Here is a 21,237-nt window from a genome sequence, read left to right on the forward strand (position 1 = left end):
TTATACTAAAAAATGCCTCGAGCCGCAGTAATCCTCGAGACATTCGTTATTTTACATTAATTTGTAATTAGCATACATTTCATCAGTAATAGCATATTGCACCGTATCACTAACGATGCCTTTGACAATCAACGACTTTAAAGCAATTCCTTCGCGTTGCATGCCTATTTTAATCATTACGCGACCAGACTTGGGGTTAAGGACATCGTGTTCCGCATGGATGCGCACTAAATTCAACTTCTCAAAACCAAGTTGCACGATTGCATTAGCAGCTTCCGGCATAATTCCTTGTCCCCAGTACGCTTGATTCAAAACATATCCGATTTCGGCAGACCGATTATTATCATCCAGCCGTAAATCAATTGTTCCTACCAATTTACCAGCATACTCAATCCCCCACTTTCCCAATGGATTGAGCATGAAGTAACTCTTAATACTATTTTCGATTACATCCTCAATTGATTTAGCCGGCGGTACAGAAATAAATTTGACGGTTTCTTCGTCGCGTAAGTACGCATAAATATCTGCCGCATCGGCTAACGTTACTGGTCGTAAAGTTAACCGTTCCGTTGTAATTGTCGTATATGCCGCTAACTGTGCTTTCAAAGTCATTTGTCTACCTCATCTATTTCCCAAAACGCTTAGCTTACGCCATACCAATATCTGAAATTTGGCGTGCTTCAATTAGTCTGATTATACAGTATCCACATTAGAAAATGGGCACCAATATTAAAATAAAATTAGAATAATAACACTTTTCATTTTTTCATTAACCCATTTGTATGTTACTATAATATATATTCAATACATTTAAAGGGAGAACCAATGCACAATATAGTCAACAAACTGTTAACCATGCAAAATGTCAGCATCCTTGTACTTGTTACTATCATTCTGACAATCGTAGGTATGACTTGGGGGGAACCATTCACTAACGCAAACATTATCGCGGTAATGCTATTAGTTTTTGCGGCAGCTTTATATCTGGTTGTTTCATACCGGACACGCTTTAGTGATACGCAACGCCGCATAAAATAACAGATTCGCCGTGGCAAAAAACACACTATTATTTATGTGACCTTACAATATCAAAAGCACAGCTGACAATTCGTTTGCCGGCTGTGCTTTTTTAGTATGATTTAATTAAAACCATTGATTAGCTTTGTTACTCATTAATACACTTTCATCGACCTTAGTTGGTACCCCACCAAGCGTACTGCTTTCGCTGAATTGCCATAGATCAACAGGTTGACCGTTTGTTTGGAGGGTGGCATTGGCTGAATAATTGGCAATCCACGCCCCACTGAACTTGCTGTAATTAATCTTATTGTCTAATACATATGACTGAAACGTAAACAAAACAATTGGCTTTTTCGTGTACTTACGTAACTGCGTATAATACGCATTCAACATCGCCGTTTCAGAGGCATTGGCTTGCTGGCGGTATTCATCATCGACTGCATAGAATTTTGCCGCTGGATCCATTTTAGTGCCGTCGCTACCCTTAGCAAAGTCATCAGCTTCTTTTTTAGCATCCGCAACACTGCCAAACGCCACGACCTTGTATTGGGCAAATGCAATTCCGTACTTTTTGGCTTGGGCAACATTGTTGTTACTTTGTGTATCGGATTTCGCGTCGTGTTGCATCCGAATAATTGCCAGACGGGTCGTTGGCTTTAGCTGCGCCCAATTGATGGTATTTTGAAATTCCGAAACATCAATGATACGTTTGTATTGTCCACTCGTTAAGTAACTGGCTTTAACATACCCTTTTACTTTGGTGTTATTAGTCGTTACATAATAATATTTATTAGTTTTCGTCCCTTCAACTACCTTCAGTTGCTTGGTAACATTGTAGGTTCTAGTTGCATTATTAGCATTGGTGAGTTTAGCGACCGTTTTAAGCTGCATGTTAGCCGTCTTACCGGTTTGCTTGCCTTTGAACGTGTAGATGGTCCCTTGTGCTAACTTTGCGTGATACGCCTTCTTAGCCACCTTCTTGCTCGATGTAACATATTTCGCTACTGGTCCACCTTTTTTGAGTACGCTAGTCTTCACATAACCTTTTAAATTACTAACATAATAGTATTTAGTTGTCTTATGACCTTTTTTCAAATTAAGCGTCTTAGTGACCGTTAGTTTTTTATGATAGTAATTCTTTAGCACCCGCTTAGCTTTCAATGTCCGAGCTTTTTTCGACCCGCCAAGGCGGTAAATGACTCCGCTAGCTTTTTTAGCATGGTACGTCGCCTTTTTTACCTTTTTTTGACTCGTTTGGACATACTTAGTGCTGGCATCAACTTGTGGCGTGGCTACCATACCACCAAGTGCCACGACCGACAACATTGCCACTAACAAACCTTTTTTCATTCTTCCCACCTCTTTTTTCAAATGTAATAGCGTAATTTCATGAATTTATTAGTTACCCGACAAATTGGATTAGCAAAGGCAACAAAATTACGATTCATACCTCAGGTTGAGAAATACCGGACCTAGTAGTTATTGCCACCTGCCAGCTCCAAATAAGTCATCGCAGCACTCGCAATTAATGCCGCTAATATATCATCCAAATAGACGTTAACTGAATCCGTGCGATCATTGATTTCACCAATTAAGCCTGGCTTTTGATCATCTAGCAAACCATAGTGCACCGTAGCCGCGGCCGAAAATTGTTGCGTAATCCCGATGGCCATCAATTCGTCAACATTGTGACCATTGGCATCACGTGCCAAGCGCGCTTTGAGTGGGTTACTATCAGACATCGTTTCAGCCTGTTCATCAATGTACAATGCTGTCAAAATAATATCGGCAACTTCATCCTTATGTAGCACCTTAGTAACCGCTTCACTCAAGCGCACCGCCTCGACAGTCAAATGATACTTAGGCTCCAAAAATGCGCGTGTCCCCGCCTCAATATCGCTAATTGCAACCCCACGTTGCGCTAATCGATCAATACTTGCTTGTTGTAATTGTTCCATTATCTATGCCCTCATAGTTTCCCTATTTTTTACAACGTATAAATAACCCGCCACACTTCGTATAATAATTGCCATTATACGCTGTTAGCATAAAAAAACCGAACTCAATTAAGAATTCGGTTCGGCTTTTTCACCATAATATTATGCGTGAGTAAGTGCTACTGCGCGCCCAAATAAAAAATTGACGTAGTAGCTTTCGGCCACATAAAACCTAGCCGGCAATTTTATTTTGTATCTGGGTAGATTTTTACAATCAAACCCGCACCATCAAAAACATGTTCAGCAATCAACCCGTGGGCTTTACCGATGATAACTTCATTCGGTTGGACCAAACTGGCTTTATAAGCGTTGTAGAAATTGATTGAACCCCAATCCATCCCATGTTCAAACGCCATGAATGTGGTGCCATACGCTTTGGCTTTTGGATCAGTCGCCGAAATAGTAATCATAGTTACTTCATCACCTGTCAGGGTTAAATCAAGAGTTTCTTCACCATTTGAAACGTGTGCGGTAGGTTCATTTGGTAATCGCAAGTTCGCTAAAGCATGCGCATTGTATCCAATTGCTAGTTCTTGATAAGTTGTTAATTTCATTACATTTCTTCCTTCAATAAGTAATTAGCTTCATAGTCCATCGCAACGCCGTATTCGTTCACGACTTGTCCTTGACGATGTTTACCATCTGTTAAAAGATCTACAATCACCTTACCGCCTTCGGGTAACGTCTTCATGAAGCTCCCCTCCGCATTACCATTCAGATCAGTCGTAACCCCACCCGGCATCACACCAAAAATTTCAACTGCAATGTTCCTTTGCGTATACTCCATACCAAATGCTTGAATCATTGCATTCAACGGTGCCTTACTCGTCATGTACGCAAAGGGATGGAAATAAGGACTGGCAACCGTTGGTATACTCAAATTCAAAATCCGCCCGTTATTTGCTTGTAAAATTGGTGTGAAGGCTTTAATCATTTCAAAGTTTCCAAAGAAATTGACATCCACAACTTCACGTAATTCAGCCGTAGTAAAATCTAATGGTGATTTTTGCATGTCACCAGGGATGCCTGCATTATTAATCAAGACATTCAAGTCAGCATGATTTGTTTTAATGTAGTCTGCTGCTTGCTGAATTGTCGCAACTGCATTCAAATCAAGTTCAATCCATTCAGCCGTGATTCCAGCTTGCTGTAATTCAGCAACCGCAGCCAAACCACGTTCTTCATTGCGGGCACCAAGTAAAATTGACCACCCTAATTCACCTAATTGTCGTGCCGTTTCAAAACCAATTCCTTTATTTGCGCCAGTAATCAATACTTTGTTTGTCATAATTTTCTTCACCTTTAATAGTTAATTGTGTTCTTGAGTTACATTTTCCACTTTTTGTAACTTGGTGTTTTATACTATAAACGCTCTGGTTACAAAAATCAACAACTGTAACTAATTTTCTTGAAATATTATTTTAAAAGCCTTAAACTAAGCATTAAGGAACGAGGTGAATCGCAAATGGCAACACTAACACGCGCTTCAATACTTACTGCGGCCAAAGCCGTCGTCGAAGAACTAGGCATGGAAAAAGCGCGGGTTTCCGATGTGGCAAAACGCCTAGGAACCACCCATGCAGCGCTATATAAACATTTCAAAAATAAAGATGATTTATTTGAGGAACTAACTAAACAATGGTTATTGACGACTGAAGCACCAATTCTCGAGTATCATACTGCTGAACCCAATGTAATCGCCGCTCATGATTGGCTGTTCCTACTCGCAAAAACGAAGCAAGCCAATTTTAAACGGGATCCAAAAATGTTCATGTTGTATACTACAAACGTTGCCAAATCGGCGCCCTTGTCCACATGGTTGTTCAATCGTCTCTGGGCGAAAGCCGAAGAAGTCCTAGGTGTCGACAGTCCTAATCATCAAGTCGGACACGCATTAATCACAGCATTCGATAGCTTCCATAACCCAGCATTATCATTTGCCTGGGCAAATCAAGATTTACCGACAGAGTTTGAACAAGTTTGGCAACTAGTGTCCCCAGCCTTAAATGAGCTCACGAAAAAGAACTGAGTTTAAAAACTAATGCACCTAAAAAGCCCCATTTCCATAAACTAATGGAAACGGGGCTTTTTATAGGTGGAATGAAGTATGTCTCAACCTCATCAATTCTACTTTGTTTCGGCGGTCCCAATAAAGTGATTCTTGGCCAATACGTGTCCTTGCAAATCTGGAAGTAACGCACTGAACGAGTCATACTCACCGGCCTGATACTCTTTGTCTAATGCAATTAACCAGAAATAATAGCGATGTTCACCATGTCCAGCTAACGGCCGTGGTCCGAAATAACCAATTCGCCCCTTACGCCCAGCAATAAAATCAAGTTCAGGATTCTTGGCAATCATGCCACCAACGGGAATCTTTGTCATGATTGGATCAAGCATCGCTGCCATGTGAATAGTTGGTTCCGCGAACGGGGCATCAACATCTTCAACCACAATCAATAATTGTTCGCTTCCAACCGGCACGCGACTCCAGTGAAGTTCTGGTGACAAGTTCGGATTTTCCTTCTCAGCCCGGTTAGTAAACGGGATAATTCCGCCATCCTTAAACGAGTCACTCGCAAACCGCATTTTTCCGGTAGTTATAAGTTCTCGGCGATTAACTAGCGCCAAATTAAAGTCCGCCCGACGTTTATGCATTAACCGCCCGACTAATTTTTCAACATTATTCATTTTTCACATTCTGCCTCATATATAAGTATAATGATTATACGTCATATCAAGCTAAGTTGCATTACTTATTCGCATTCTTCAGCGCTTCACGTACCGCCAAATTAGACATACTTGGATGATTAGCGATAAATGTCGTTACCCAGTCAGGATTGTCTTTGAACACCTCACGCAGTGCCCACCCAATCGCCTTTTGAACGAAAAATTCATCCGTGTGCAAATCATTTTCAATTGCCGTAACTAAATAGTCGAGATTAGTCGCTTCGTGAAATTGGAGCTGTAAAGTAATTGCGACCCGGCGACTCCAAAATGATGCATGCTTTAAATAATACTGCGACCATTCTGCCCATAATTCGGGCTTATTGCGTAAAATCAAACCAATTGTCTTGCGCAAAGTATCCACTGAATCCCACCATGGGTGATTTTCAACTAATTCACTCATATATAACAGCGTTGCCGCCCCACTACGTTTATAGTTTTTTTCGAGTAAATCCATGGCAACATATTGATACTCACGGGTTGGCTTTTCCCAATAATATTTAACTTGTTTCAGCAATTCAGGTTCGTCCCATTGTCTACTTTCCTTAAAAAGCTCGCGCTCCAATTGGCGTAACTCTGGTTTCTTAACGCCCTGATACTTAAATAGGTGCTTCATGTACGCTTCCATTGCGGCAATGTTTTCTGGATGCGTTGGTAAGATTAATTCTGTCATATTATTCCTTGTTAGTTTTGTTTGTTTAGGCACGTGAAGTAATCGCGATATTGGTTTCAGCTAAAACTTTCCCCGCCATTGCATGGTAAAGCGCATTCAAATAATAACCATCCGGCAAATCCAATTCCGCGTCCAAAGCATAAACCGTCAGCGTGTAGTCGTGATCTTGGTCTGGCGGAACCGGACCAGAATAACCAATCGTAAGGGCTGGATCAATCCCGCCCACGAATTTTGACATATTACTATTGGCACCTTGAACGACTGGTGCAACTGCCTGCCGGCTAAAATCTGCGGGGATTGTCGTCATCGTTACCGGCACATTAGCAACTACCCAGTGAATCCAGGAAAAACCAGCAACTGGAATCGCATCGTGATCAATCAGTGTGAATGCCAAACTCTTGGCCTCGGCGGGCACGTCACTGATATTAAATGGAAATGATACAACAGGTTCACCTTGATAGCGGTCCTGTTCATCGGCATACTTACCGTATTTATCAGGCATTTTAGTTGGGTCAAATGGTGTCGTAATTTTCATTGTTTTTTCCTCCGTTAATCTTCATTAGCCTTATTATACCGAAATGTCCGCCCCATGCGTTAAATTTTACGATTCCATTTATTCTAGCGTAGGATTCGCATTTCTGGACTTTTGTTTAAGAATACTCACGCACCACAGAATATATCTTAGGTACTAGTTTGAGTCCATCACAAAATCAGTGGTAGCTGATTTGATTGAATCTACCCCCAGCGACTGTTTTTTGCCAGTTTGAGAATTATTACTAACTAACGGAGTGCCGGTAAATTACTTGGCGGGCGTAGCCTTTACACCGCGACTGGGGGAATATGTGTGTAGCACATATTTCCGCTGAGGATAAGATGAGGAGTCTTAGGAATTTATTCCTTAGACCCCCAGCTTATCCGAGTTTGCCAAGACCGCACTTTGGCTTGGCAATGTGCTTCCAGCGTGGTGCGTCAAGTAATTTGCCGGCACGTAGTGGCAAGTGTATTCAATCCCACGTCAGACGGAATAGAGACAAAAAACCACCAATCTAAAACGACTGGTGGTTCAACATTTAAATTATTATTTTGGTTCAACAGTGCTGAAATATTTTTGGTATAACTTATCAGCATTTTTTAAATCGTAAGTTTGTGGGAATGACGTGTAGTACTTGAACGTCATTAAGTTGCCCTTCTTAGTCGCAACTAACAAGGCAAAATGTTTAACTTTGTTAACTGTAATTGGAACGCGGTGGACGTATTGAATGTTGTCAATCCGTTGACCATCGCTAATGACGTACACACCTTTTTCAACGTTACCGGCACGCGTGATGACGTTTTTGCCACCCTTTTGACCAAGGAAGTTATTGCCTTTTTCGTTAAATGAAAGGCCGTCCTTGTCGATGGTTTGCTTGTACCAAGCACCGTCAGCCGTTTGTGTCCACCAATCACCACGAATTGTGCTTGGGACTACGTTATAGAGTGGTTTCGTCAACGTAAACTTTTCAGTTGTTGCGAAGCCATGCTTCTTAGCCGTTACTGTCAAAACTTTTGAATTTTGGTCAGTAGGTACTTTAACTGAGAAGTCATGATTTTTAGCATTTGCTTTGCCGCTTACTAATTTTTTACCAGCCGCATCTTTGACGATGATTGTGGCACCCTTATCAGTTTTCCCATGAATGTACGTGTGGGCGGTATAAAAGGCTTTATCGATTTTCAATTCTGGTTTGAGAGCTTTATACCCTGCAAATAAGATAATAACAATGGCTAATGCCACTTCGAGCGTACTAAATAATTTTGCGTTGTCTTTTTTCATGATATCCCTATCTCCATTAATATTTCACAAAATAGTATATTATGCCAATCTGCCACTTAAAGCAACTAGATTAGCTCAATTCTTAGCATAATATTAGAAAAAAGACGTCGCACAAAAATACTTTCAAAACTTGCACCGTTATTTTTCAGCTTGAAATAGCCATTTTCTCACGGCATGTGCGTCTATTTTGTACCATAGTGCGCCGCTGCAGCTCCTAGGTTAAACCGTTGGAAGTACACAGCTCTAAATCCAACTGTTTTCATTGCGGTAATTAATTCATCATAAGTCATGAATGCTTGCGTGGTTTCTTCAAGATATTCATATTCTTGTTTTTGTTGAGCGACAACTTTGCCTAGCCATGGCATCACGTTAGTAAAGTACCATTTCCACGCCGGCACAATGAGCTTACTATCTGGTTGTGATGTTTCTAGAATAATCACATGCCCACCAGGTTTTAAAACTCGGTACATCTCTTGAAGTCCTGCTAGCTTATCTGGCAAGTTCCGCAAACCAAAGCCAATCGTCACGAAATCAAAACTATTGTCAGGATAAGGCGTGTGCATTGCATCCCCTTGTACCAAAGTAACTTCCTTGGCAACGCCGGCTGCAATGACTTTTTTATCAGCCAGTTCTAACATGTTCGCACTAAAGTCTAAACCAATCACATGCCCAGTTTTACCCACACTTTGCGCATGCATAATCGTCCAATCGCCGGTACCACAACATAAATCAAGCACCCGGCTGCCCACTGGAATCGGTTCTGTCGCTTGAATTTTGCGCCGCCATTGCCAGTGCGTCCCCAAACTGATTACATTATTCATTTGATCATAATTGGGCGCAATTTTGTCGAACAACTCTTGCACTGTTTGTTTTGAATTAGCCATGCCATCTTCCTGCTTCCTATCAATCAGGTGGGCAGTAATCACTTGCGCAACGTTTCCCACCTTCAACGTCAATTATTATTTTAATTATCCCATTTTGCCCGGTAAGTTGCCAATGCAGATACTTACGATTTTTGCGAAATTATCGCAAAATACGTGTAGAATGGACTCATACATAATGTGTGAAATGTGCTAGTTTTGCTAATCTCAAAATGACATTTTACACAAGATAGGAGCATCACCATGCTAAAGAAAAAATGGATTAAAATCGGCCTGGGGGTTATCATCCTTGCTTTAGCCGGCTTTTTGGCGATACAAATATATTTTTTCGCGCAAAAACAACAGCTTAAAAATTTCAAAGTCAGTTACCAGAACGAAATTCCAACTATTTACCTACCTGGATTGTATGGCACAGATATGACTTGGGGTGGCTTTATTCAACGTTACCAAGAATTTGGTCAAAGCAAACTTGGATACGTCGTCAACGTCGCCAAAAATGGGCAATTTACTGAAAAAAAAGTTGCCGGTATGCACGATAACCCAGCCATTCAAATGATTTTCGCACAAAATGCTCAACCAAAAATTGAAGCGCGCCAACTATACAAATATTTACAATACTTGAAAGCAAAACGCGGTGTGAAAACCGTTTATCTAGTTGGTCATTCCAGTGGTGCGACGATGGGCTATGACATGCTTGTCGCCCACCCAAACGATTCGACGATACCTAGAGTACAAAAATTTGTTAGCCTCGCTGGTGATTTCCCAGTACATGTCACGCAAGCGGCTCGTGCCAAAGTTAACAATATTTCACCATCATTGCAGGTACTAAACGTTGGCGGTAAGTTGTGGCACCTATCTTCCGATGGCCTTGTCAAATTAAAAGAAGTCACCATCTTACGTGATTATTTGCCACGTAAAACCGCTTATCAGTTGGTCATCATTAAAGGTGGCCCACTCAAAGCGTTCCATAGTACGTTGCACGAAAACGTCGCTGTCGATAAACTAGTAGCGCAATTTCTTTATCCGGTTCACTAAGTATTCAGTTGACAAGTCTCATAAATAAATTGGATGCTACGTAAGCACCCTTTGACTTGTCACTACTTTTTGTTATATACAAATACGTTTATATACCCCATTCAGAACAATAAAATAAGCCCGATTTCTCTTTATTGCAGAAATCAGGCTTATTAACGTGCGGCAAATATCTGGCTAAATTTTTTCTAGCGTGGAATTTGGATATGTGTCTCAGATTGATTCCCACTACGAGGCTGGAACCAGTCTGGACACCGTGATGGGAGACAAGCATTTGAAGCCACAGTGCGGTCTTCAAATGTTTGCGAAGCTTGGTTCGCTAACGCGGTAACCATCTTCACAAATCCATAATCAGTAACCAAACCCGTTACTGATTATGCCATCACGGTGCGAGCTAAAGTCCAGCCTGGTTCCGGCCTCTTCGTTAGTTTGCGTAGGCATTCTGACTAGTAATATGCCGTAATCCTTGTCGCTGTGGGTTTAGCGGTAATCAATAGTTCAACGCTCATCTAGCGGAGTGACTGAAAATCACATTGTGGCCGCCAGGCTTTACACCGAAATGGGACAAACGTGACACCACGTGTCGGGTTTGTCGCTGAGGGTAGATGAGCAGTCTTTTGGCTTTAGCCATTAGACTGCCAGCTATCCCGAATTGCCCAAGACAGACATCCAGCCTGCAAGGCTAATCTAATCGCGTTAGGATTAGATTCAGTATTTTGTGAAACAAAATGCTGGGATGTTTTGCGTTGCCGGTTCACAGGCATAAGCAAGCAGCTTGGGCATGTGCTTCCATCTCGGTGCACAATGTGATTTTCAGGCACGCAGTGGCATCATACATCTCATCACATTTTATAAATTCCACGTCAGACGGAATAGAGCCAAATATCTGAATTAACTTTGCGAGCTTATTTTTCAATAATCGCAATTTCCGTCCAACCAATTTGAAAGCCAGCGCGAATCGCAACGTTGATTGATTTGGTATGTGTAAAGGCAGTCGTATAATACGGCACGATTTGCCCATCAGTATCAGCAATAATTCGTTGCTTCAACGCATCTACCAATTTTGTGGCCAAGCCTTGGTGCTTGTTAGCTTGAACAATTTCGATACCGATTTCCCACAAATACTTACCATTCGGATTAGCTCCGGCCATCGCTAGGATTTCGCCATCCTCAATATATGCGACTCCAATTTTGTCTGGATCCGCCTGCGAAAATGCAAACGACTGACTGAAACGCGAATCACCCCGGAATTGTTTAATTTCAATTGGGTCATACCATTGCAAATGTTCATCTACCACTGCGACTGTATTATCAAGATCCGTTCGCGGAATAAAATTCGGGTAATACTCATTAATCTCATACCCGTATTCCGTCAAAATTTTGATTAACTGATTCATGTAACGCACTTCACCAAGCCATTCACCAGCTAAGTCTTGCCAAACTGCACGTAGCGCATTAGTTAGCGCTTCATTTTCCGAGCGTACAATCACCTTATTATTAATGCAAATAATTGTTACTGGCTTTTTGGCATAGTTTCGTGCTCTCCACCCTGCTTGCCCCGTAATAAATACATTGGCCGTTGAGCGAATATCACCAATCGAACACCCTAAATCAATTGCAAGTTGTTCTTCAACTAATGACATTTCATCCTCCATATTAAGCAAAAATAGCCGAAGCAAAGTTAACTGTCACTTTACTCCGACTATTAATAATAAATGTTACTTTTCAACTTCGATTTTATCTTCTTGAACACTGTTGAATAATTCGATAAACGTCAACATTTGTTCACGCGATGCCAAACTTTCAACGTATTCCTTTGATTGGCGGAATAATTTCGTTGGCGCGTCTTCTTCTAATGGCTTTTGCGCATCTTTAAATGCTTTCAAGGCCTTCTTCTTAGTGATTGGTTTTTTTGCCATGGTTTATTCCCCTTCTACAGTTTCGTTACTTGCAGATGCGATAATCGTGTTAGTTACCTTAATTGCTTCAACATCTTCACGTGCGTTGAATGTCGCAATTAACGCTAACACTTCTTCAGTATTGGCATATTCACGGATAAACTTCTTTGTGGCCCGCTTGCCAGTTTCCCGTACATCTTCGTCGAGTTTACGTTGTGCAAACTTAACATTATTGTGCTTTTGACGATCATCAATTTGATACATATTGTTGCTCCTTCTTTGTTTTGACTATATTCAGATAACCCTTATCATAAAATAAATGCGCTCCGGACACACTTAACTCCCTTAGAACTCAGAAGTTGTCGACTTTGTAGCGCTTTAAAACGTGCCTACTTCATTCGTTATCCTACTTAAATTCAGCATAAAAATCATGAGACTAGCTATTCTATTTTCGTGACCAATTGCCGCTGTTGTCATTAACTTAAATCATTGTACCGTACCTAGTTGAACTAGCCAACAAATACATCGACCCAAACTTCTTTTTCTAACACATAGGTTGGAACTGCCACCCCGTCGATTTTAAAATCTTCCAAATACTGGGTAATTACAAAGGCATTTTTTTGCCAGAACTTTAAGCCGTTTTCATTTTCCTTGGCTGCAGCTAAGCGTAATTTATTAGCACCTTGCTTACGTGCAAAGTTCGATAACATCGCAAAGGCCTGCCGTCCGATACCTGCACCACGTTCTTCAGGTGTGATAAAAAACAATCCAATGTACCAGGTGTGCGGACGTGGATACCCACTAATCAAATCAATAAAGCCAACTGGTTCATCATCAGCCATAATAAAGAAAGTATGCTTATCAGTATTTTCTTTGCCAGCAGGTAATTTTGTGAAAAACTCGCCAACATTTGCTGCCGTCACCGGTCCACCCCCAAATTCAGCAAAAAAATCTGCGGATGCTTGTGCTAATTGCAATACCTCAGCTTGCTGTTCAGTTGTGATTGCTTTTAATGTCACTACCATTTTATTGTCCTTCATCTTGGCGCACTAATTTTTGCAGTAAATCTGACGCCATCATTTGTTCCAATTTTTCATTTTTTTGTAACTGACTAACATAGTACTTATGCTTGATAACGACATCCAATTCAACGTCGGGATCATCCAATTTAACTGGCACATAATCAACAATAAATTGCTGATTTTCATCTTTGCCGTAAATCGCCCAAACTGCTTCATCACCAAATTCTTTCAAATCTGCATCCAATTCATCAATAATTTTAGTTGAGTCATATGATTCTTTCATTTGTTGCACCTCATTTGTGTTCAGTATGTAGTATAATCATACCAGACAATATAAGTAGATGGGGTAACAGACATGTTTGATAATGCAAAAAAGAGTGTTGAACAACAAAATAAAACCTTCCAATTGGTTAAAGACCGTTACAACTGGTTGCGTTTAGATACACACGAATTGAACGAAGTTGCTGGCACTGTGACTAATTCAATGGACGATACTAACGTTTTCAACTACGTAACTACAATGAGTGCACCTTTCGTTCAAGCTGAATTCAAAAAACTTGGTTTAGAACCAGAAGACGTCTATTATGAACAAGTTGTGCCTTCAAAAAGCCAACCCGATTTTCTCGAGATCGAAGTACTCGATGATACAACTTTCAAACAAGTAACGGTTTTGGTCCCTGTTCATAGTGAATTTGATCCTGAAAAAGGTTTAGTCGATGATGGTGAATTCCAAACGCTGATGCAACACTTATTCACGGCTAATAAAGAATCCGTTGAAACTTACAACGATAATCTTGATGATTTTAATGATTAATAACTTAAAAATGGTAGCCTAGAAATTCTGGGCTACCATTTTTTCGTGAATATTTATCAAACAAAAACGCCTTATGCAGTCTGGCTAAGCTAGAATTTTATAAAACAAATTCCTAGGTACTAGCAACCTAAATTAGTTTTCTGGCAACCAATATCCCGCCTCAATTGTATCTACCAATTTCACTAACTGTTGGGTTTCTGTAACTTCGTGCACTCGTAAAATTTTACCGCCACGCAAATACATTATTGTTTCGGCAATCAATGTTGCTGGTAGTCGTTCTTCACGCGGTAAGTTAAATAACGTTTTGGCGAAACCCTTGTTAGAAATCGCCGTCATGATTGGGCGCCCGAATTGCTTTAGTTCATTAATATTGCGCATCATTGCGAAATCTTCCAAGGCATCGGCGGCCTTGTTATAACCAATTCCTTGGTCAAGAGCAATCCGTTCACGCGCTATACCTGCTGCTTCGAGGTCTGCAAGATTTTCAGTGAAAAATTCAACCATGCTTGTCGTTAAATTTCGATACTCCTTTTCACGAGCACTATGCATTGTCAGCAAGCCAACGTTTGCATTAGCCAATAACGCCAATTTACGCGAATCGTCGGTGAACCCATTCACATCATTGATGATATCAACTCCAGCCGCTATGACTGCTTGCATGACGGGATACTTGTATGTGTCAATCGCAATGGCGGCATTTGGAACGGCCGCTTTTACAGCTTCAATAAACGGCACCACCCGCTCAATTTCAACGCTGGGATCAATCGCCGTAAAACCAGGACGCGTTGTTTGCCCGCCAATTTCAATCACATTGGCTCCGGCTGCGACCATCGCTTGTGCCCGACTAACAACATCTGCCAACGTATTCGTATACCGGTCACCATCGTAAAATGAATCCGGACTCGTGTTCAAAATACCATAAATAATTGCTTGTTTATTCGTATCAAATGTAAATCGCCCAGCTTGCCAAATTTGAGCGTACTCGTCGATGATTGCTTGGACACTCTTCGCCGCGCTTGAATCGATTTTTGCCACCTGTTCTTGTAATAATGGTAACGCCGCTCGCGTTAACAGTACTTGAACATTATCAGCTTGTTGCACAATTGTCGCATCAAATTTGGCTAACAATGTAATTAATTGGCGATTCACGGGACTAATTTCCAGTGCGACATAATCATTTTTAACAATTTGTTGGCCAACTGCTTTTTGAGCAAAGTCATTGGCATTGATAAATTCTGCCGAAATATTCTTTATTTGCATCTTGTTCCCCTCATCGTCCATTTAATTGAGCCACTAAGTCTTGGGCTGCTCGACCGCGATGTGCATACGGTAACCGCTGCTTAATTGGTAGTTCAGCTAACGTTTTACCAGTTTCAGTTTCAAAAATATCATCAAGTCCATGCGAATAGCTCCCACGTGGTGCAGATGCAACTTGGACACCGCCGCGCCCAACGCTTTGCAAATAACCATTGGGCGTCACCAACGCAAAATCAGCTTGCAAATAGCCCCGTCGATTGCTGTGCTGCGCTAGTAATCCCAATACGTAATTGTTCACTGCATCATCATCATACGCGTCGTGAGCAATAAATTCGCGCATTGTCACTGCCCCAAAATGCTCAGGCAGCGCTGTAATAAACATTCCAGAATCATCGCCTAATACATATTCGTCCGGTAACATTTTGGCGATAAACGCTGCTTTTTGTAACGCATTGGCCGCCATATCATCAGTTGTTTCGTCTGGAAAAACTTGTTGCGGTAATACATCACGATAGTTAAGCACCGTAATTCCTAATTGAGCAAAAAATGCGGCAATTTCCGTCGTTTTCGCAGTGTTATTCGATGCTAAAATAATACGCATGTCGCTACCTCACTTATTTGTCCAATTGCGCTAACACACCACTATTCAAGAGAAATTCAAGGCGACTATTTGCGTCGTCTTTGAATTTGCCGAGGTAGTAGTTTGTCACCGTTTGATCACCCGGTTGATTAATGCCCCGCATTTCCATGCACATGTGGCGGGCTTTCACGTAAATTGCAATCCCCGCGGGGTTTAAGATTCGTTGTAACTCATCACCAATCATCGTGGTTATATTTTCTTGAACTTGCGGACGGCGTGCTACCCAATCAACTAATCGGGGCACCTTGCTCAAGCCAATAATTTCTCCAGTCGGAATGTATGCCACATCAACTGTACCAAAAAATGGTAATAAATGATGTTCGCACATTGAATAAAACGGAATATCGCGAATCACAACCATATCAGCATTTTTTTCGGCCGGAAATAACTTATAATTCGTAAATTCCGTCTCACCAGTGTGTGCAAAAATTTCAGCATATGCTTGGGCTACCCGTCCCGGTGTTTCAATGACACCACTGCGGTTAACATCATCGCCAATCACTTGCAATAAATCCGTCGTTCCGTGCGCTAGCGTAGTTAATTGTTCTTCATTAAATTCTTTCATCTCAGCCTACCTTTACGTATTCTCAACTCCCGACATGATGTGGTAATTCACCTTAACTAAGGCATTAGGCAAATTAACTCATATTGCCAAAACGTGGTTATTTATGCTTCCTTTTTTACCCAATTTTGGTCAGTCGTCTGTTCAAGCAGTTTTGTAACTTTAGCGTGAAACTCCGTATCATCAGCACTAACTTCCAACAACGGTACTAGCACAAATCGGCGGTTAGCCATTTCAGGATGCGGTACTTTTAATTCGGCCGTATCACTGATGAACCCAGGAATATCCACAATGTCCAAGTCAATCGTCCGTGGTCCCCAATGAATTAAGCGTTCGCGATGAAGTTGTTGTTCGATAGCTTGTAGTGTATGCAGTAACTCAACGGGCGTTAGTGTAGTAATCACCAAGACACCTTGGTTTAAAAAATCATCCTGTACGACCCCACCCACTGGTTCAGAGGCATAAAAACTCGACACGCGCACTTCAATGATGCCGGCCGCTTGGCGCAATAGATTCATAGCTGCTTCGAGCTGTTCGCGCGGATTGCCCATGTTAGCGCCAATACTTAAGTAAGCTCGCGATACCTTATTTTGTGTCATGTTGATTTACTCCGCTAACCTCAATTTCCATATTGTCAAAAATACCGGCAATTGGGACGCCAACTTTTCGAATACGGACCGTCATTGCTTCGGCCATTGGATACTTTGCCAATAACAATTGTAATAAGCCGTTGGCGACAGATTCAATCAAATTAAAGTTAAATTCGTTCACAAAATTGGCCACATCATCATACACATCGGCATAACTAATCGTCGTTGTTAAATCATCATCGTGCACTTGCGTTTCAATTGGGTATTGGATTTCAACGTCAATTTGAATCCGTTGGCCAATCTTTTTTTCCTCAACTAGCACGCCATTATACGTATGAAACTGCATATTATTTAACTTAATTTTTCCCATGTCCGTACGCCCTTTACATAATTTAATTATTGTTTATTTTAGCATATTCTAATAAGAGTATGGAACTAAGTGTCGCAAAAAAACGGTAGCCAACTGACTACCGTTCTACTGTGATTTTTTTATATTGTTTATTGACCAAGTCATAAATCAAAGTACCAAATGCAATTAATGCCATCAATGCTCCTAGCACTTCAAACGGTGCTGCTAATGCCGTTGTACCTTCAAGAATACCAATTCCTTTGAGTAAAAATGGTGTCACAAACGAGCCACCATTCAAACCGACAATCATCATTGAAGATGCGAATGCTTGCGATTTTTTCGGTGCAAGCCTAGGTAATGCATTGAACATATATGGAATCACTAATGATGGTGGTACTCCATTGATGAAGTACGCGAGCACTAATACGATAAAATTATGGCCGGAAAATGCCATCATAAAGTTTGATAGGATTAGTAGTCCTAATCCCAGGTAAAAGGTCATTTTCCCCAATTTACGATTCAACCAGCCAAAGAGCACCCCAAACACGATTCCAAATAATGGCATAATTGCCAATAAATTCGAGGCATTAAAGTTTTCACCCATGATTTGAGCAGCCAATTGCGGGAACCGGATGTTCAATGAAACCACATTACCAATTAACAACAAGCTAAAGATTGCAAATAACCAAATAAGTGGGGACATTTTTTGCGGGTATGGCGTCGTGTCAACAGTCGCCCCCTGCATCACTTCAGTTACCGTTGGTTCACCCGCATGATCAAGATCAGGTGAACTCAGTAAGAAGAAAATTAATATAGGAAAAGCAATCAAGTAAACCGCATATGATAAATGCCAGCTAATCGCCATCAACAAACCGGCGACAACCGTCATCATTGCCTGTCCAAGTGGCTCAGCGGCATTCCGAAATCCGAGCATCGATGCGCGCGTATTACCTGCATACATTTCTTGAATAATCGCAACCGCAATTGAGTTGAACAATCCCAACCCCGCTCCCAACGCAATTCGCGAGAGCATAAATGGGACATAGGTATTCAGAAATATTGGTAATGAACCTGCTATCCCCGTCAAAATTAGCCCTAAAACGATTGTCCGCTTCGTGCCCAGTAATTTAGCGATTGTCGTACTAGCTAAGACCATAATCACTACCGACAAGGAAGATACGGTTAATAGTGATTCTCCTTGGGCGACAGTTAAATGCATGGATTCTTTCATCAGTGGTAGTGTTCCATTCATCGCATTAACACTTGTTAACAGCAATGAAATCGACAGGATTGCCAATTTAGCTGTAATTTTATTCTTATTCATTGTTTTCCCGATTCCCTCACAATATGTATACCTATTTAACTTATTGTAGCGTATCATGCGCCAATACTTAAGCCCCAATTAATAATCTCTTTAGATATAATGTTAAATACTAACGGAATAGTGGAACCTACAGTAAAACAGCTCACTTCCTACCTTATTTGGATAAGGCAAAAGTGAGCTGTGTCTGGGTTGGGAACAATTATTTCCTAACCACTAATATTATTGAATTTCTTTACCATTGGCTTTGCGTTCGGCCAATTCAAGTTGTTGGAGTTCGCGTTTTAGGCCAGCTTCCATCATAATTCCAGAAAAACCTAATTTTGCGGGTTCAACTTGATGCATTTCAGTCAATTTGGCATTAATTTCAGCCGTTCGTGCGGCGCGTTGTTCACTATCAGTCATCGTAATTTTTCCTCTATGCCTACTTTACCATACGTGCGCCAATCACACTACCTAAGCCGATTACTAACATCAGCCCCGCTAAGAAACTAAATGGTGCCGTTAACACAGTTGAACCTAAGACGATTTCAATTCCACGTAAGAAAAATGGAGTGAGAAATGAACCGATATTAAAGCCGACAATCATCATTGAAGCCGCAAATGCTTGGGCTTTTTTTGGTGCGTATTTTGGTAATGAATTGAAAATAAATGGAATGATTAATGAACCTGGAATTCCTGACAAGAAGAATCCGATGGTGAGCATCCCGAAATTTCCTGCAGAAAACGCTACCAGTAAATCAGCCAGCACAAAAATAATAATTCCTAGGTAAAAAGTTCCTTTACCCAGATGTTTATTCACCCAGCCAAACAACATGCCGGCAATAATTCCTAAGATTGGCATCACGGCTAAAATATTCGATGAGTTAAACTGGGTTCCCATAATTCCTGCGGTAATCTGAGGGAAACGAACATTCATCGCCACAATGTTACTCATCAAAATAATACAAAACGCAACAAACAGCCAAACTAGTGGACTCGTCTTAGCTGGATAGTGGTGCGTATCCACGGGTGCACCTTGCATGATGTCTTTTGGATCTTCTTTTTGAAAATGATCAACGTCGGGAGCTTTCTTCCAGAACAAGAACAAGATTGGAAAAGCGATTAGATACACCGCAAAACTCATATGCCAACTGATCATCATCAGGAGCCCAGCAATAATTGTCATCACCGCTTGACCAACTGGTTCTGCTGAACTACGGAAACCTAACATCGACGCCCGTGTGTTACCTGAATACAAAACTTGAATCATCGACACCGCTAATGAATTAAAAATCCCAAAACCAGCTCCTAACGCAACCCGGGAAACTAGTATTAACTCATAGTTGCTAACAAACATCGGTACAATCCCAGCCACCCCAACTAACAACAGACCTAGTGCAACTGTGCGTTTGGTACCGATAACCCGCGCAATCGTTGCACTCAGTAGTACCATGATTACCACGGCAATTGATGAGATTGTCGTAATTAGCTCACTTTGCGTGGCTGATAAATGCATTGCCTTTTTCATCATTGGCAATGCTCCATTAACGGCATTAGCGCTCGTTAATAGCAGCGAAATTGAAAGTAACGCTAACTTCGCTGTCGTCTTATTTTCGTTCATTATTCAAACCCTCTTCTATATCCATAATCTATACATTGTACACTAAACAGCATTTATTAGCTTCATGCAAAACTCAAAAACTCGATTTCACCTTTTTCCATCAGGTAGAAATCGAGTTTTTGTGAGTACCCCAGAGTTTGCCGGCGCCATGAAATTAGGCGAACAAACTTAATTGTCGTGATTTTTGTTCATGTAATGCTAACCGTTTTTTGATGTCCAAGCCATATTCACTGTTACCAAAAAAACCAGTTAACTTGCCATTAGCGCCCATAATCCGGTGGCACGGATAAACGAACGGCAACGGATTACGTTTGGCGGCTTGCCCGACCGCTTGTTGAGCTTTGGGTGAGCCAATTAGCGTGGCAATTTCTTTATACGTCCGGGTTTCGCCATATGGGATTGTCTGCATTGCTTGCCAAACTTGCTTCTGAAATGCCGTCCCATACGGAAATTCGGTGTTCAATTCGAAATGGTCACGTGCACCAGCCAAATATTCTGTCACCTGCATGGCAAACGCGTCACCACCAGGAAAGTGTGCTTGCCCACCAGTTAACTCTGTGAACGAAATCTGCGTAATCGTATCGTCAACACCAGCCACCCACACCGGACAAAATTCAGTTTCAATTCTCATTACGCTCATTCACTTATCCTCATTAACCAATATTTCTTAATATTATACCATATCTTGTAACATACAATTTCCATTAAACTTGCTTTTATATAGTTACACTACCCATGAACCCTGCAAATACTAGCATGGTTTTGTAAACTTCTTATTACTGATACAGTAAATTATTACCTGCAATCAAACAAATATTGCGCTCGCAAAATTATGAAAGTAATAAAATGCGTCATTTCCGTACATTCCTGCTGAACACAATTGTGAGTATCCACAATAAGATTATTCCCCTTCTGATGAACTGAATTATTCAAAAGAGCTGCAGAAGCCTTCATTTTACACATACTTTTAGTTCACAAGTATAATGAGAGTAAGGAAAGCGTTAAAGCGAATGCCTTATTAGGTACATACAATCCTAATAG

28 protein-coding genes are annotated in these 21,237 nt (G+C 41.1%); 4 read left to right on the forward strand and 24 right to left on the reverse strand.

Features of this window, described 5'->3' with window-relative positions:
• Nucleotides 1–51: 51 nt before the first annotated feature.
• Nucleotides 52–612, reverse strand: a complete 561-nt coding sequence (locus EQG49_RS01475; protein ID WP_133362300.1) for a GNAT family N-acetyltransferase — start codon at nucleotides 610–612, stop codon at nucleotides 52–54.
• A 213-nt stretch (nucleotides 613–825) separates the two neighbouring features.
• Here EQG49_RS01475 and EQG49_RS01480 point away from each other — a divergent pair, with 213 nt between their 5' ends.
• Nucleotides 826–1,038 (forward strand): hypothetical protein, encoded by a 213-nt coding sequence (locus EQG49_RS01480; RefSeq protein ID WP_133362301.1) that lies wholly within the window; start codon nucleotides 826–828, stop codon nucleotides 1,036–1,038.
• A gap of 105 nt (nucleotides 1,039–1,143) precedes the next feature.
• Here the strand turns inward: EQG49_RS01480 and EQG49_RS01485 are convergent, their stop codons facing one another.
• The 4 genes from EQG49_RS01485 to EQG49_RS01500 all read right to left on the reverse strand — a co-directional run bounded on the left by EQG49_RS01485 (nucleotide 1,144) and on the right by EQG49_RS01500 (nucleotide 4,305).
• Entirely contained in the window at nucleotides 1,144–2,370 is a 1,227-nt protein-coding gene (locus tag EQG49_RS01485; RefSeq protein ID WP_133362302.1) for a GH25 family lysozyme, read from the reverse strand.
• A 122-nt stretch (nucleotides 2,371–2,492) separates the two neighbouring features.
• Complete coding sequence (locus EQG49_RS01490; protein ID WP_133362303.1) at nucleotides 2,493–2,978, reverse strand: phosphatidylglycerophosphatase A family protein; 486 nt, start codon at nucleotides 2,976–2,978, stop codon at nucleotides 2,493–2,495.
• Between the two features lie 224 nt (nucleotides 2,979–3,202).
• Nucleotides 3,203–3,571, reverse strand: a complete 369-nt coding sequence (locus EQG49_RS01495; protein ID WP_133362304.1) for an exonuclease/endonuclease/phosphatase family protein — start codon at nucleotides 3,569–3,571, stop codon at nucleotides 3,203–3,205.
• Nucleotides 3,571–4,305 (reverse strand): SDR family NAD(P)-dependent oxidoreductase, encoded by a 735-nt coding sequence (locus EQG49_RS01500; protein ID WP_133362305.1) that lies wholly within the window; start codon nucleotides 4,303–4,305, stop codon nucleotides 3,571–3,573. Before EQG49_RS01500 ends, EQG49_RS01495 begins: the two co-directional genes overlap by 1 nt.
• A 177-nt stretch (nucleotides 4,306–4,482) precedes the next feature.
• Here EQG49_RS01500 and EQG49_RS01505 point away from each other — a divergent pair, with 177 nt between their 5' ends.
• Complete coding sequence (locus tag EQG49_RS01505; protein ID WP_133362306.1) at nucleotides 4,483–5,046, forward strand: TetR/AcrR family transcriptional regulator; 564 nt, start codon at nucleotides 4,483–4,485, stop codon at nucleotides 5,044–5,046.
• A gap of 98 nt (nucleotides 5,047–5,144) precedes the next feature.
• Here EQG49_RS01505 and EQG49_RS01510 read toward each other — a convergent pair whose 3' ends face one another.
• From EQG49_RS01510 to ubiE, 5 genes are all read right to left on the reverse strand, one after another.
• Nucleotides 5,145–5,708 (reverse strand): YbhB/YbcL family Raf kinase inhibitor-like protein, encoded by a 564-nt coding sequence (locus EQG49_RS01510; protein WP_133362307.1) that lies wholly within the window; start codon nucleotides 5,706–5,708, stop codon nucleotides 5,145–5,147.
• A gap of 61 nt (nucleotides 5,709–5,769) precedes the next feature.
• A complete protein-coding gene (locus tag EQG49_RS01515; protein ID WP_133362308.1) occupies nucleotides 5,770–6,417 on the reverse strand; it encodes a DNA alkylation repair protein in 648 nt (215 codons plus the stop codon).
• 25 nt (nucleotides 6,418–6,442) lie between these two features.
• A complete protein-coding gene (locus tag EQG49_RS01520; protein WP_133362309.1) occupies nucleotides 6,443–6,952 on the reverse strand; it encodes a YbhB/YbcL family Raf kinase inhibitor-like protein in 510 nt (169 codons plus the stop codon).
• A 543-nt stretch (nucleotides 6,953–7,495) separates the two neighbouring features.
• Entirely contained in the window at nucleotides 7,496–8,227 is a 732-nt protein-coding gene (locus tag EQG49_RS01525; protein ID WP_133362310.1) for an Ig-like domain-containing protein, read from the reverse strand.
• Between the two features lie 182 nt (nucleotides 8,228–8,409).
• Nucleotides 8,410–9,111 (reverse strand): bifunctional demethylmenaquinone methyltransferase/2-methoxy-6-polyprenyl-1,4-benzoquinol methylase UbiE, encoded by a 702-nt coding sequence (gene ubiE, locus EQG49_RS01530; protein ID WP_133362311.1) that lies wholly within the window; start codon nucleotides 9,109–9,111, stop codon nucleotides 8,410–8,412.
• Between the two features lie 240 nt (nucleotides 9,112–9,351).
• Here ubiE and EQG49_RS01535 point away from each other — a divergent pair, with 240 nt between their 5' ends.
• Nucleotides 9,352–10,143, forward strand: coding sequence for an alpha/beta hydrolase (locus tag EQG49_RS01535; RefSeq protein WP_133362312.1), 792 nt, complete (start codon nucleotides 9,352–9,354; stop codon nucleotides 10,141–10,143).
• Nucleotides 10,144–11,045: 902 nt separating this feature from the next.
• Here the strand turns inward: EQG49_RS01535 and EQG49_RS01540 are convergent.
• The 5 genes from EQG49_RS01540 to EQG49_RS01560 all read right to left on the reverse strand — a co-directional run bounded on the left by EQG49_RS01540 (nucleotide 11,046) and on the right by EQG49_RS01560 (nucleotide 13,343).
• Nucleotides 11,046–11,783, reverse strand: a complete 738-nt coding sequence (locus tag EQG49_RS01540) for a GNAT family N-acetyltransferase (protein ID WP_165964717.1) — start codon at nucleotides 11,781–11,783, stop codon at nucleotides 11,046–11,048.
• Between the two features lie 75 nt (nucleotides 11,784–11,858).
• Nucleotides 11,859–12,059 (reverse strand): hypothetical protein, encoded by a 201-nt coding sequence (locus EQG49_RS01545; protein ID WP_133362314.1) that lies wholly within the window; start codon nucleotides 12,057–12,059, stop codon nucleotides 11,859–11,861.
• 3 nt (nucleotides 12,060–12,062) lie between these two features.
• Nucleotides 12,063–12,302 (reverse strand): hypothetical protein, encoded by a 240-nt coding sequence (locus EQG49_RS01550; protein WP_133362315.1) that lies wholly within the window; start codon nucleotides 12,300–12,302, stop codon nucleotides 12,063–12,065.
• A gap of 245 nt (nucleotides 12,303–12,547) precedes the next feature.
• Complete coding sequence (locus tag EQG49_RS01555) at nucleotides 12,548–13,063, reverse strand: GNAT family N-acetyltransferase (RefSeq protein ID WP_165964718.1); 516 nt, start codon at nucleotides 13,061–13,063, stop codon at nucleotides 12,548–12,550.
• Nucleotide 13,064: 1 nt separating this feature from the next.
• Nucleotides 13,065–13,343: a hypothetical protein gene (locus tag EQG49_RS01560; protein ID WP_133362317.1), complete on the reverse strand. Its 279-nt coding sequence runs from the start codon at nucleotides 13,341–13,343 to the stop codon at nucleotides 13,065–13,067.
• Nucleotides 13,344–13,415: 72 nt separating this feature from the next.
• On the opposite strand from EQG49_RS01560, the gene EQG49_RS01565 reads away from it, so the two are divergent.
• Nucleotides 13,416–13,874 (forward strand): hypothetical protein, encoded by a 459-nt coding sequence (locus EQG49_RS01565; RefSeq protein WP_133362318.1) that lies wholly within the window; start codon nucleotides 13,416–13,418, stop codon nucleotides 13,872–13,874.
• Nucleotides 13,875–14,006: 132 nt separating this feature from the next.
• Here the strand turns inward: EQG49_RS01565 and folP are convergent, their stop codons facing one another.
• The 9 genes from folP to EQG49_RS01610 form a co-directional block, all read right to left on the reverse strand.
• Nucleotides 14,007–15,134 carry a dihydropteroate synthase gene (gene folP / locus EQG49_RS01570; protein WP_165964719.1) on the reverse strand — a complete coding sequence of 376 codons (1,128 nt, stop codon included), beginning with the start codon at nucleotides 15,132–15,134 and terminating at the stop codon, nucleotides 14,007–14,009.
• A gap of 10 nt (nucleotides 15,135–15,144) precedes the next feature.
• The gene (locus tag EQG49_RS01575; protein WP_133362320.1) at nucleotides 15,145–15,732 is read right to left on the reverse strand and encodes a non-canonical purine NTP pyrophosphatase; all 588 of its coding nucleotides are present in this window, start codon (nucleotides 15,730–15,732) and stop codon (nucleotides 15,145–15,147) included.
• A gap of 13 nt (nucleotides 15,733–15,745) precedes the next feature.
• Entirely contained in the window at nucleotides 15,746–16,336 is a 591-nt protein-coding gene (gene folE / locus EQG49_RS01580) for a GTP cyclohydrolase I FolE (RefSeq protein ID WP_133362321.1), read from the reverse strand.
• Nucleotides 16,337–16,437: 101 nt separating this feature from the next.
• Nucleotides 16,438–16,932 carry a 2-amino-4-hydroxy-6-hydroxymethyldihydropteridine diphosphokinase gene (gene folK, locus EQG49_RS01585; protein ID WP_133362322.1) on the reverse strand — a complete coding sequence of 165 codons (495 nt, stop codon included), beginning with the start codon at nucleotides 16,930–16,932 and terminating at the stop codon, nucleotides 16,438–16,440.
• Nucleotides 16,919–17,293 carry a dihydroneopterin aldolase gene (folB, locus tag EQG49_RS01590; RefSeq protein ID WP_133362323.1) on the reverse strand — a complete coding sequence of 125 codons (375 nt, stop codon included), beginning with the start codon at nucleotides 17,291–17,293 and terminating at the stop codon, nucleotides 16,919–16,921. Before folB ends, folK begins: the two co-directional genes overlap by 14 nt.
• A 97-nt stretch (nucleotides 17,294–17,390) precedes the next feature.
• Entirely contained in the window at nucleotides 17,391–18,596 is a 1,206-nt protein-coding gene (locus EQG49_RS01595) for an MFS transporter (RefSeq protein WP_165964720.1), read from the reverse strand.
• Between the two features lie 219 nt (nucleotides 18,597–18,815).
• Nucleotides 18,816–18,998, reverse strand: coding sequence for a hypothetical protein (locus EQG49_RS01600; protein ID WP_133362325.1), 183 nt, complete (start codon nucleotides 18,996–18,998; stop codon nucleotides 18,816–18,818).
• 19 nt (nucleotides 18,999–19,017) lie between these two features.
• Nucleotides 19,018–20,196: an MFS transporter gene (locus EQG49_RS01605; protein ID WP_133362326.1), complete on the reverse strand. Its 1,179-nt coding sequence runs from the start codon at nucleotides 20,194–20,196 to the stop codon at nucleotides 19,018–19,020.
• 154 nt (nucleotides 20,197–20,350) lie between these two features.
• Nucleotides 20,351–20,836 carry a methylated-DNA--[protein]-cysteine S-methyltransferase gene (locus EQG49_RS01610; RefSeq protein ID WP_243115722.1) on the reverse strand — a complete coding sequence of 162 codons (486 nt, stop codon included), beginning with the start codon at nucleotides 20,834–20,836 and terminating at the stop codon, nucleotides 20,351–20,353.
• Between the last annotated feature and the right edge of the window lie 401 nt (nucleotides 20,837–21,237).

Origin of the sequence: Periweissella cryptocerci (genome assembly GCF_004358325.1) — a bacterium.
Lineage (GTDB): Bacteria > Bacillota > Bacilli > Lactobacillales > Lactobacillaceae > Periweissella > Periweissella cryptocerci.